Genomic DNA, 11,012 nt, shown 5'->3' on the forward strand with positions numbered 1-11,012 from the left:
GGAGGCGGCCCTATGCCCTTGACGCTTCTGCTAGGCGGCGCCCGAAGCGGCAAGAGCCGGCGCGCCGAAGAACTCGCCTTCGCCCACGAAGGCCCGGTCATCTACGTGGCAACGGCACCGGAGATTCCGGAGGACCCGGAATGGACGACCCGCATTGCCGCACACCGAGAGCGACGACCGACCTCATGGACGACCCACGAAACCCCGCTCGAACTCGTCGAAACCCTGCGTACCGAATGCCGTGAGGATGCGTTCGTCCTGGTCGATTGCCTCACCCTCTGGCTCTCCAACTGGCTGCACGCCGGAAACACTGCAATCGAGGCAGCCGAAGCGCTCGAAGAAATCCTGCCCGAGCTGCCCGGCCGGATCGTGATCGTTTCGAACGAGGTGGGGAGCGGCGTGGTTCCGGCCAGCACCTCCGGGAGACGATTCAGGGATGCCCAGGGCGTGCTCAACCAACGCGTCGCGGCTCTCGCAGAGAACGTCGAGCTGATGGTCGCTGGGATCCCACTCGCGGTGAAAGGCCGTTGATGCAAAGCCCGTGGAGCCGCCTCGTGCTGGTAGCCCTCTTCGCTGCAGGGAGTGTGGCACTGGGCCTCGCCATGGGGGAGCGCTGGATCGATCCCTTCGGCTCCGGCTCGACGATGGATGCGGTGATCCTCGAATCCCTGCGCTGGCCTCGCGTGATGAGCGCCGCCGCCGTGGGCGCGCTCCTGGCCATGTCGGGGGCATGGCTGCAGACGCTCGTCGGCAACCCCTTGGCCGAGCCCTACATCCTGGGCGTCGCGGGGAGTGGCTCGGTCGGGGCCATCATCGCGATCGCTCTCGTCGGAGGCGCCATCGCGCCGGCGATCGGCGCCTTCCTGGGCGCGGTGGTCGGAACGCTCGCGGTACTCCCCTTCGTGCGGCTCGGCCCTACCCGTCTGCTGCTGGCTGGAGTGGTGCTGGCGGCCCTCTGGGGTGCCATGGTGGCGCTCGCGCTCTCGCAACTGGGAGACCCGGAATTGCGCAGGGCCGTCCAGTGGATGCTAGGCGATCTGGGATCGAACCCGCTTCCGAACTGGCTCCTGTATGGCGCAGGGGCGCTGGCCCTCGCGATCGGCGTTGCCCTCGGGCGGGATCTGGACCGGCTCGCACTGGGTGAGGTTCACGCCGCGACCCTGGGCACGTCGGTAGCCTGGCTGCGGCTCGTCCTCGTCTTGCTCGCTTCGGCAACGACCGGCCTGGCTGTCGCCGCCGCAGGGACCGTCGGATTCGTCGGCCTCATCGTTCCGCATGCCGTGCGCCTGCTGATCGGCTCCCCACACAGGTTCCTGCTGCCGGCCTCGGCCCTTTGCGGCGCGGGCCTGCTGGTGCTGGCAGACGCCACAGCCCGCGCCATCGTCGCACCGGCGGAGCTTCCGGTCGGGGTCATGACGGCGCTGCTAGGCGTACCGACGTTCCTCTGGCTGCTGGTACGGAGAAGCCAATGGAGCTCTTGACCCATGGCCTCGAACTTCGACGGGGAGACGCGGTACTGATCCTCGACCTCGACATGGCTGTCGGGCCGGGGGAGATCTGGGCTGTCCTGGGGCCGAACGGATCGGGCAAATCGACCCTTCTGCTCGCTCTTGCCGGCGTACTCCGCCCTACGGCGGGCGAAGTGCTCCTCGATGGAAAACGCCTCAGCCGTTGGTTGCCCACCGAGCGAGGCCAACGGATCGCTTGGCAGGGGAGCCTGCCGAGTGCCGAATTCGGCTTCAAGGTTCACGAACGCCTCGAGCTCGTACCGAGCCGAACGCGTAAGGTGAACGACGCACTCGAAAGGCTCGACCTCGGCCCCCTCGCAGAGCGTCGGCTCTTTGAACTCTCGGCGGGTGAACGTCAGCGCGTCGAACTCGCGGCCTTGTGGCTACGCGACGCACCGGTCTGGCTCCTGGACGAGCCGACGACGCATCTCGACCTGCGCCATCAAGTCTCTTGCCTCGATCTCCTGAGGGAGGAAGCCGGGAATGGACGCTCCCTCGTCGTCGTCCTGCACGATCTGACCCAGGCGCACGCGATCGCGGATCAGGCACTGCTGCTGCGGGCGGACGAGACCCACGAGACGGGCCCGGCCGTGGAGTTGCTTCTCCCCGAGAAGTTGGAGCCGGTCTTCGGAACCCGTTTGCATGTGGCACAAGGCCAGGAAGAAAGCGCCCTGCTTCCGGCCTATCATTCCCGCGATCTGCGAAGGAGCCCCGAATGACGGATCAGAACGACGACCAATACAAGGAGCGAATGGCTCGACGCAAAACGAAGATCGACGAGCGCATCGCGAAGTCCGACGAAGATCGCGGGGTACTCGTCGTTCTGACGGGCAATGGGAAGGGCAAGAGCAGCTCTGCGTTCGGGATGGTTGCCCGTTGCCTCGGCTACGAGATGCCGTGCGCGATCGTCTACTTCATCAAATCGCGAGAGACCGGAGAACTCCTGCTATTTCGCGATCTGCCGGGGGTCGAGGTCCACCTGATGGGCGAGGGCTTCACCTGGGAGACGCAGGACAAGGAACGGGACCAGAAGGCTGCTGCCCGCGCCTGGGAGATCTCTGCGAAGCACCTCCAGGATCCGGAGATCTCATTGGTCGTGCTCGACGAACTCTGCATCGCCCTTTCCAAGGGCATGCTCGAACTTCCACCCGTCCTCGAGGCGCTCCGCAACCGGCCACACGATCAACACGTGGTCATCACGGGTCGAGGTGCACCCAAAGAGCTGATCGATCTCGCAGATACCGTGAGCGATGTCCGAACCGTGAAGCACGCCTTCCAGGCCGGAGTGAAGGCGCAGCGCGGGATCGAGTTGTAACGGGCGGCTCGTCGAGGGGCCTAGCAGAGCAAGCGCCGAGCAGCTCGGGGGTCGGGATCGTCCCGCGCCTCGCTGAAACGCTCGAGAACCCCCGACAGGAGCGCACGGCGAGCGTCGCTGATCCGCCCGTTCTCCCCGCGATCGAAATCGGCCCAGGACAGGACGGAACGCAGCTCCATCGACAGGGTTCCGTGACCTCGAGCGATCTCGAAGGCGGCTTCGAACGAGCGCGACGCCAGCCTCCGGTCCTTTTCGTCCCCGCATGCCAGGAGCAGGCCCTCGACCCGGCGCCGCTCGGAATCGAGGATCACCTGGCCGGATCTCTCGATCAGCTGCTGAATCTCAGCGAGCGTTGATCGTCCACTGCTCGTGTCACCTGATTTCACCATCAGCTCGACGCGTAGACAGAGCCAGAGGGGAAGACCGAGCCCGGCGCCCATTTCTCGCCACGCAGCAATGCCACGATCGAGTTCCTCGAGGGATTCTCGAGGCGAAACCTCGGCTTGAAGTGCCCAGCCCCTGACGATCTGTCCCAGCGCGAGCCACAACGCCATGTGCTCGTGCCGTGCCAGCTCTTCGAGCTCGGCCACCGCTCTCATTGCGCCTTCCGCGTCGCGACGGAACAGCTGCACCACCGCGCGAAAAGCCATTGCGATCGCCAGAGAAGGCGGATGCTCGAGCGCCCGCCCGTGAGCAACCGCCTGCTCCGCCCGGGCGACCGCCTGGGTCGGTAGCCCCCGGAACCAGAGCGCCCATGAGAGGTAGGCAAAGCTCAAGACCACCGGATCATCGCCGGTGGAATAGTCCAGACGTTGATGGTGCTCGACATCGTATCCATCGAGTCCGGCTTGGATCAGCTCGCAGGATTCCTTGGGAAAGCCTTCGTACAAGCGCACGTGCCCGAACGCACGCTGGCCCTGGAGCCGAGAGACCGCATCGTCATTGCCATCGGCAATGGAAATCAAGCGGCGCCCGAGTTCGCCTGCGCGGGCCATGTCCGCGCGAACCAGACTCAATGACCACAGACCCAACAGAACGGGGAAGAACGCAGCCGATTCCCCGAATTGACTGGCCAGCTCCTCGATCCGGGTCAGGTTGTGCTCCAACGCGGAGACACCATATCCCTCCACTGCGGCGACAGGGACGTTCAGTACGAGCCGTAGCGCCAGCTCCTGGGCGTCGCGTTCGGCCGAAGGTTCGAGCTGGGCGAGGAGCTCCAGCCCTTTTCTCAACAAAGCCGTCGCCTCGAGGTTTGCGAATCGCCGGGCCGCTTCCTCGCCGGCAAGCGCCAGATAGCGGACCGTTCGAACCGTATCGTGGGCTTGTTCGAAGTGGTGGGCGAGCTGCGCCGCGATCCTTCCTTCTGATCCCGCAAAACCGCGTTCCTTGTGCAGGCCGATCTCGAGATGGAGACGGCTCCGCCGTCCAAAGCCGATCTCGGATTCGAATGCTTCCCTGTGGAGCGCATGGGAGAAACCGAACCCGGAAGCCATCGTGCCATCGGGCCACTCGGCCAGCCCCTTTGCCACCAGGAAGCGCCCGCGGTGAGCGAGAACCTCACATCGCTCCTCGATTTCTGGCAGCGTCGGCCCGTTTTCCCTGAGCAGAGCCGCGGCCGAGAACTCCATGCCCGCGATGCTCGCGACCTCCAACAGCTCGCGATCGGCCGCCTCGACGCGCCCGATTTCGTCGCGCAACAAGAGAGCAAGCGAGCCCGACGGCGGGAGCCCCGAGAGCTTGCCCTCCAACCGCCAACGGCCTTCCAGCTCGACCAGGACGCCCCGGTCGATCAGATCGTTCACCACACTGACGACGTAGAGCGGATTTCCCTCGGTCCGCACCGTGAGGAAATCGCGGAGATTCGAGCGATCGGCGTCGGCCAACGTGCCGTGGAAGCGCTGGTCCAGGTACTCCACCAGCGCCTCCCTGCCGAGCAGTCCGAGTGCGAGCTCCCGACCATCGCCGCGCAGGACGAACTCCCGCAAGACGGGAAAGAGCTCGTCGCCCGGCGTCGAAGCCTCACTCGGCCGATGACAGGCGATGACGAGCAGACGCGCCGGCTCGTCGCGACGCATCACCTGCGCGAACCACGCGAGCGTGGCCGCGTCGGACCAATGCAGGTCGTCGATCCACAGGATGACGACGCGATCTCGGCTCAGGACTTCGAGCGCATCCGTCAGCTCACGAATCATCCGCTCGGGGCTGGCACCCTGAATCTGGCGCCGCAGTTCCTCCCGCTCTTCGGGTTGCGTCAGCGAGGGCAGGTGGGCCAACCACATCGGCGCGTGGCGGCGAAGCACGTCGACAGGCTCGTCACCTCCGATCGAGCGACACAGCCGCAGGATCGCTTCGAGTACCGGGAGATAGGGCTCGGATGCACCGTGATGCTCGATGCATTGGCCTCGCGCGACCGACACACCCGGGGTACCCGCGACGAATTGGAAGGCCGACTCGACCAACGATGTCTTCCCGATCCCCGCTTCGCCCGAAACGAGCACGAGTTGTCGCGAACCCTCGCGAGCACGAGCCAGGGCATGGCTCAACTGCCCGATTTCCTCTCTCCGCCCGACGAGAGGAGCCCGCGTCGGAAGCGAGGCCGACCCCTTCGTTCCTCCCTTTGCAGGAGCCGCGTCGAGGAGCCAGACCCCGGAGCCCGCATCCGCAACTCGACCGACGAAGCGCCAGCCACGCCGCGGCAAGGTCTGGATGAACATCGGCTCCGAGCCAATGTCCCCAAGTGCCACACGAAGCTGACGAAGGGTGTAGCGGAGAGCATCGGCGCTGACCGTCACGCCGGGCCAGACCGCCTCGAGCAACTGATCGCGGCTCTGAACCTGCCCCGCGTTCTCGACCAGGTACCGGAACAGGGCGAATACCTTCGGGGGCAACGGGACTTCGTCGTCCCCCCTGCTTAGGTGCTGCGCATTGGTATCCAGCCGATACGAGCCTTGCAGCGAGGGACCGGCGGTCATCGCCGGATGATAGGGGCATTTCTGGCCATGCTCACGTCGCCAAGCCTGAGGCCTGCGCCGGCAAGTAGCGTGAGTTTGTCGTGAGGGCGGGTGAGAGCCGCGCCGCTCGCCCTGCGGACGGAATAGGATGGCCTCGTCCCGCGAGAAGCCCCCATGCAGCAGCTGCGCAGAACCGACTTCGACACCCTTCAACGCATCGCTCATGCCCTGTATGCGACGCGCGAGCTGGATGAGTTCGCCGAGACCGCCATTCGCGAGGTTCCTCATCTGGTCGGCTCCGACCTGGTGAGCTACCAGGAGCTCGATCTGACCCTGCACCGCGCGAAGACCGTCGTCGCGGATCCGGGCGTCCAAGCCGCTCATGCCCGTTTGAGTCGGGCTTTCGAGAGACACATGGACCAGCATCCGGTGGCCCGCCACTACCTGGAATGCGGCGTGGACGGCCCTCGGAAGATCAGCGATTTCGTCGGCCAGGATGAGTGGCATCAGAATCCCCTCTACTGCTCCTTCTATCGCGAGCTCGGAATCGAATGTCAGATCCTCGTGCCGAGCGGCCCGACCGAGCGCGGCCCGGATGGCGCGCGTATTCACGGATTGAGTCTGAACCGCATCCGCAAGGATTTCAGTGAACGTGAGCGCGCCCTCCTCTCCCTGTTGATGCCCCATCTCGAACAGGCCCGGACCCAGGCGGCGCTGATCGGAACGCTGCAACGGCAACTGCGGGTCGATGCATTCGTTCGAACCCGCCTGGACAAGAACCTCGTCGAACTGGATACCGACGGACGACCGCTCCGCATCGACCCAGGCGCAGCCGAAGCCTTCGGCATCTTCTTTGGCACGTCGCGAGGCCGCATGCCGGAAGAAGTCCAAGCCTGGCTGGCATCGGATTCGAAACGCCAACCCCTGGTTCGCGAACACCACCTCGACCAGATCATCGTCCGCGATCTGGGGATGGTGAACGGGAGCCGCGTCCTTCTGGTCGAAGCCAGCCATCGGCAGGGGGACCCGGAACGCCTCCGTTGCCTCGGGCTCACCCGGCGCGAAGCGGAGACCCTCTATTGGATCGCCCAGGGCAAGAGCAACGCCGAGGTCGCCATCATTCTCGACATCCGTGACCGCACCGTCGCCAAGCACCTGGAGGCCGTGTACGCCAAGTTGGATGTCGATTCCCGGACGGCCGCCACTCTCCGCGCCATCGAAACCCTGGCAAGCGCCCTGCACTGAGCCGCCGGGCCCGAAGGGCTGCCCTCCAACCCGGGTTCAGGTAGGGTTGCCGGGTGAAACATCCCATCCTTCGCACCGCCTGGCTCCTGCTCGCGTGGGTGGCCACCGCAGGCTGCGCAACCTCCTCCCTGTCCGGATATGACGAGCCCGATTTCCCGGCGGTCGTCGCCCAATACAAAGCCCTGGAGGGAGCCAAGGTTCTCGCGCTCGGAACCGAGGCGAACAGCCGGTTCGCCTGGGGGATCAGCGCCGGAGAAGCGTCGGAAGCGGACGCCCGAAACGGGGCGCTGGATCGCTGCCGCCGGGCCGCGCGCTCCGGAGGGATGCGTGCGACGTGCTACGTCTTCGCTGTCGGAAATGAGCCTGCCGCGGATACCGTCCGCGACTGCGCGGCACGCCGGCTCCCCTCGCGCCGATGCCACATGCAGCGTCAGAACCAGGGCAAGCTCGGCAAGTAGGCTCGCGCGATCATGCCAACGCCCGCTTGACCCGACGACGCAACACCGGAAGCAGCTCGTCTTCGAACCAGGGATGGCGTTTGAACCAGCCCTGGTTGCGCGGACTCGGATGAGGAAGCGCCATCACCTTGGGGTCCCGCTCCCTCCAAGCCGCGACGGTTTCCGAGAGTGTGCGAGCACGTTTCTCGAGGTGATAGGCCTGTGCATAGGTGCCAATCACGAGCGTGAGGCGCAGATCCGGAAGGGATTCCAAGAGCTTCTCTCGCCATGCCGGCGCACATTCGGCGCGCGGTGGTAGATCGCCACTCTTGCCGGTCCCGGGATAGCAGAAGCCCATCGGGATGATGGCAACGCTCCGGGCGTCATAGAAGACATCATCGTCGATTCCCATCCATGCACGCAGGCGATCTCCGCTCGGATCTCGAAAGGGAACTCCGGCCTCATGGGCCCGACGACCAGGCGCCTGGCCCGCGACCAGGATGCGCGCTCGCGCGTCGGCTTGAAGGATGGGGTTCGGGTCGACCGGCAAACCGGCCGCGCAGATCTCGCAGGCGCGAACCTCCGCTAGAAGACGTCGAAGCGACATGACTCACCCCCATCGGAACGGACCGAGCAGGCACCTGCTTCATCCGAAGAATGGACCGGTACGGGAATCGTCGCACGTCCGATGCCCTGGCAGCCAATCGATTTCCGTCGCCGCATCGCTGGCCACTGCAATGAACTTTTCGATGGGGGGATGGGCTAGCGGAACCGGGCCACTAGATCGCAACCGTCCCGTCGATCACGGAGACGCAATGCCCGCCGACTTCCACGCGGTCCGCGATCCGCACACGGATGCGGCCGTCTCGCTCGAGGAAGCGACCTTGGCGAGCCTCGTAGGCTTCGCCCGTAAGGCTCTCGGCACCAGTTGCACGAAGATGGTGGCCCACGGCCGCATTGCCGCTGCCGCACACAGGATCCTCGTCGATGCCGTCCGCTGGCGCGAACGAGCGCACCTCGACCGTTCCATCCGACGAGACGGAATACACGTTGATCCCAACCAGGCCGTCTGCGCGCGTCGCATCCGCAATCGCAGGATAGTCGGGCTGGATGCGATCCAGATCCCCGGGTTCCGTCAGGCGCAGGGTGAGCCAACGTGGACCCACATCGATGAGGAGCGGATCTGTCACCCCTCCGCCGCCGAGTAGCCTCACCAGCTCTTCAGCCGTCCTGGGGGAAGCGGATGTCTTCGCTGAAGGCGCCGTGAAGACGAGTGCTCCATCCCCCTCGACACGGATCGGGATCAAGCCCGCCTCACATTCCTGCACCAGGGCCTCCGCGCGCGAGACCCGACCCGCCTCCAACAGGGCATGGCAGGTACCGAGGGTAGGGTGCCCGGCGAAGGGGAGTTCCTGGCTGGGCGTGAAGATCCGCACCCGATAGTCGGCCTCTGACGCAGTCGCGGGAAGCACGAAGGTCGTCTCCGAGAGGTTGGTCCAGCGCGCGAAACGAGCCATCTGGGCGTCGCTCAAGCCCCCGCCGTCGAGGACGACGGCGACCGGATTTCCGAGGCCCGCCTCCTGCGTGAACACATCGACCTGTTGGAAGTTTCGCATGGATGGACGATGCAGATGAGCCGCACGGGGCGCCACCGGCCAACACACCCGATCCGAGGGCCTTCGAAGCCGGACATGCGAATCATCCGCACCCCGCTGGAATGCCCGATTCCGATTGAACCTCCAGAAGCCTCGGCGAGACCCACTGTTCAGCCCCCCAGAGGGCAGGAGGACTCGCAGATGATCATCTACGGAACCCGCGCCACCATCACCGCCGGCCAGGGGCTGGGCCATGCATGCCCCGAGTGCGAGCAGCCGACACTCCGCGGCTTCCGGGTCTTGCGCTACGCCCACCTCTACTACATCCCTACGCTGCCCGTTGGAAGCCAGCCCGGCATCGAGTGTGATGCCTGTTTCCTCACGCGCGTGGGAGCCGAGATCCCCGAGCAACTGAGAGCCGCGGCCGGAGCTGCGATTCGCGAGATCCGGCGCCCCCGATGGCATTGGGTCGGAAGTCTGCTTCTCGCTCTATTGATCGGTTGGCTCTCTTTCGACGGCGCGAGGGAGGCAGAGGCGAATCTTGCCCAGCTCGCGGAGCCGGTGATCGGCGATCTCTATGTGCTCGATCTCCGGGGCGAAGCCGAGAACGTGGATCCCGAAATGCCTTATGTCGTCACCCGCGTCGAGGCCGTGAGCGATGAGGCCGTAACGGTCCGAATGGGGCGCTGGCTCTACGACACTGCCTGGGATGCCCGGAAGGCCGTGATCCGGAATCACCCCAAGGAGGCCGATTACTGGGGCAACCAACATTGGTCGTACGAGCGCGGACAGCTGCTCGGCCTCGAGGCGAGCAACAAGCTCCACGTCGCTCGGCGGGCAGGGGAACGCGCGGGCTGAAGCTGCCGTCGATTGGAAGCGCGACAATGGCCAGGGGAATATGCCATTCTCTGAAGAGCCCCATCGGCCTTCCCAGCCGTTCGCGATTGGAGGCTGGTCAGTGGCGATTTCTCTGCGGATCGAGGACGCGGAATCGAGTGAAGTCGCGGAGGCTTCGCTCCGCGCGTCCCTGGTCCCGATCTCGAGTGTCGGTGCTCCTGCCGTGCTCTTCGGGAGCCTCCTCTGGTCCCAGATCGATCTGCCTGGCGCCCCCGCGGCCGCCGCTACCTTGCTGGCCATCGGGTACGTGCTTTTCGGGTTGGCCCTTCGCTGGCACCGCCACCCACCGCGGCGGGCACATCTCGCGGCCAGCACGACCCTCGCCATGCTCTTCGTCTCGGCCATGGTCCAACTGCTGGTCTACCCCAACCCGGGCCTGGGCGCCCTGCATGTGGTCCTCGCGTTCGGAGCTGCAGTTTCCCTGACCGACCTCCGCTGGCTGGTCGGTGTCGAACTCTTCGGCGCAGCCACATGGCTCGCGCCATTCGCGCTCGCATCTGCGGCCCCACAATGGCCGCTCGTCGGCCTCGTCTTGTTCGCCAGCTCGATCGCCGCGCTCGCAGCGCGGGTGGGACATTTCCTCACCATCCAACGGATTCGCGATCTCACGTCTGAACGCGAGAGCCGAGAAGATGCAATTGGGCGATCCAACAGGGCGCTCCGCAACGCCCAACGGATCGCGAGCGTTGGGAGCTACGAGTGGGACCCGGCGACCAACGAACTCAGCTGGTCGGACGAGCACTACCGGATCTTCGGATGGGAACCGGGCGAGCCGCTTTCCTCGAAGCGATTCTTCGATGCCATCGTCGCCGAAGACCGCCCGAGGCTCGTCGAGGCGCTCGCCCGATCCCTGAACGATGGAACTCCGGTCGATCTGGAATTCCAGATTCGCAGACCCGATGGGCAACGACGCCTCCTCCACGGGCTAGGAGTCTGCGCGGTAGAAGCGAGATCGGCCGCGTAGCGTGGGATTCTCGGTTGAATTGTTGCGGTGAGTAGGGTCTGGGGCGCCCGGGACCGCGAAGGCTCCGGATCGGGTGTGAGCCGGGGTTGCCCTGGAAGCC

Annotated in this window: 11 protein-coding genes; 8 read left to right on the top strand and 3 right to left on the bottom strand. The window is 65.6% G+C overall.

The genetic code is table 11. The features are described 5' to 3' along the window. Positions 1-12: 12 nt before the first annotated feature. The 4 genes from cobU to cobO are packed head-to-tail and all read left to right on the top strand — an operon-like array spanning position 13 to position 2,823. Positions 13-531: a bifunctional adenosylcobinamide kinase/adenosylcobinamide-phosphate guanylyltransferase gene (gene cobU, locus GY937_10615; GenBank protein ID MCP5057163.1), complete on the top strand. Its 519-nt coding sequence runs from the start codon at positions 13-15 to the stop codon at positions 529-531. Continuing rightward, entirely contained in the window at positions 531-1,481 is a 951-nt protein-coding gene (locus GY937_10620; GenBank protein MCP5057164.1) for an iron chelate uptake ABC transporter family permease subunit, read from the top strand. The genes cobU and GY937_10620 overlap by 1 nt, the downstream gene beginning before the upstream one ends. Next, a complete protein-coding gene (locus GY937_10625; protein ID MCP5057165.1) occupies positions 1,469-2,227 on the top strand; it encodes an ABC transporter ATP-binding protein in 759 nt (252 codons plus the stop codon). Before GY937_10620 ends, GY937_10625 begins: the two co-directional genes overlap by 13 nt. Beyond that, positions 2,224-2,823 (top strand): cob(I)yrinic acid a,c-diamide adenosyltransferase, encoded by a 600-nt coding sequence (gene cobO / locus GY937_10630; GenBank protein ID MCP5057166.1) that lies wholly within the window; start codon positions 2,224-2,226, stop codon positions 2,821-2,823. Before GY937_10625 ends, cobO begins: the two co-directional genes overlap by 4 nt. 20 nt (positions 2,824-2,843) lie before the next feature. Here cobO and GY937_10635 read toward each other — a convergent pair whose 3' ends face one another. Then, entirely contained in the window at positions 2,844-5,795 is a 2,952-nt protein-coding gene (locus GY937_10635; GenBank protein ID MCP5057167.1) for an AAA family ATPase, read from the bottom strand. Positions 5,796-6,188: 393 nt separating this feature from the next. Here GY937_10635 and GY937_10640 point away from each other — a divergent pair, with 393 nt between their 5' ends. Both GY937_10640 and GY937_10645 read left to right on the top strand, forming a co-directional pair. After that, positions 6,189-7,019 carry a helix-turn-helix domain-containing protein gene (locus tag GY937_10640; GenBank protein MCP5057168.1) on the top strand — a complete coding sequence of 277 codons (831 nt, stop codon included), beginning with the start codon at positions 6,189-6,191 and terminating at the stop codon, positions 7,017-7,019. A gap of 53 nt (positions 7,020-7,072) precedes the next feature. After that, complete coding sequence (locus tag GY937_10645; protein MCP5057169.1) at positions 7,073-7,477, top strand: hypothetical protein; 405 nt, start codon at positions 7,073-7,075, stop codon at positions 7,475-7,477. Positions 7,478-7,487: 10 nt separating this feature from the next. On the opposite strand, the gene GY937_10650 is transcribed toward GY937_10645, so the two are convergent. Both GY937_10650 and GY937_10655 read right to left on the bottom strand, forming a co-directional pair. Further along, the gene (locus GY937_10650; protein ID MCP5057170.1) at positions 7,488-8,063 is read right to left on the bottom strand and encodes a uracil-DNA glycosylase family protein; all 576 of its coding nucleotides are present in this window, start codon (positions 8,061-8,063) and stop codon (positions 7,488-7,490) included. 172 nt (positions 8,064-8,235) lie between these two features. Continuing rightward, entirely contained in the window at positions 8,236-9,072 is an 837-nt protein-coding gene (locus GY937_10655; GenBank protein ID MCP5057171.1) for a PhzF family phenazine biosynthesis protein, read from the bottom strand. Positions 9,073-9,252: 180 nt separating this feature from the next. Between GY937_10655 and GY937_10660 the strand changes: the two genes are divergently transcribed. Then, positions 9,253-9,909 carry a hypothetical protein gene (locus GY937_10660; protein ID MCP5057172.1) on the top strand — a complete coding sequence of 219 codons (657 nt, stop codon included), beginning with the start codon at positions 9,253-9,255 and terminating at the stop codon, positions 9,907-9,909. Between the two features lie 100 nt (positions 9,910-10,009). Continuing rightward, complete coding sequence (locus tag GY937_10665; GenBank protein ID MCP5057173.1) at positions 10,010-10,912, top strand: PAS domain-containing protein; 903 nt, start codon at positions 10,010-10,012, stop codon at positions 10,910-10,912. Positions 10,913-11,012 lie beyond the last annotated feature (100 nt).

The sequence above is a fragment of the bacterium genome (assembly GCA_024228115.1).
Classification (GTDB): Bacteria; Myxococcota_A; UBA9160; order UBA9160; family UBA6930.

What these genes read in the sequence shown, in the direction of transcription:
- cobO (MCP5057166.1), top strand. Translation starts at nt 2,224, where the DNA reads ATGACGGATCAGAACGACGACCAATACAAGGAGCGAATGGCTCGACGC.
- GY937_10650 (MCP5057170.1), bottom strand. Translation starts at nt 8,063, where the DNA reads ATGTCGCTTCGACGTCTTCTAGCGGAGGTTCGCGCCTGCGAGATCTGC.
- GY937_10625 (MCP5057165.1), top strand. Translation starts at nt 1,469, where the DNA reads ATGGAGCTCTTGACCCATGGCCTCGAACTTCGACGGGGAGACGCGGTA.
- GY937_10660 (MCP5057172.1), top strand. Translation starts at nt 9,253, where the DNA reads ATGATCATCTACGGAACCCGCGCCACCATCACCGCCGGCCAGGGGCTG.
- GY937_10635 (MCP5057167.1), bottom strand. Translation starts at nt 5,795, where the DNA reads ATGACCGCCGGTCCCTCGCTGCAAGGCTCGTATCGGCTGGATACCAAT.
- GY937_10640 (MCP5057168.1), top strand. Translation starts at nt 6,189, where the DNA reads ATGGACCAGCATCCGGTGGCCCGCCACTACCTGGAATGCGGCGTGGAC.
- GY937_10620 (MCP5057164.1), top strand. Translation starts at nt 531, where the DNA reads ATGCAAAGCCCGTGGAGCCGCCTCGTGCTGGTAGCCCTCTTCGCTGCA.
- GY937_10655 (MCP5057171.1), bottom strand. Translation starts at nt 9,072, where the DNA reads ATGCGAAACTTCCAACAGGTCGATGTGTTCACGCAGGAGGCGGGCCTC.
- cobU (MCP5057163.1), top strand. Translation starts at nt 13, where the DNA reads ATGCCCTTGACGCTTCTGCTAGGCGGCGCCCGAAGCGGCAAGAGCCGG.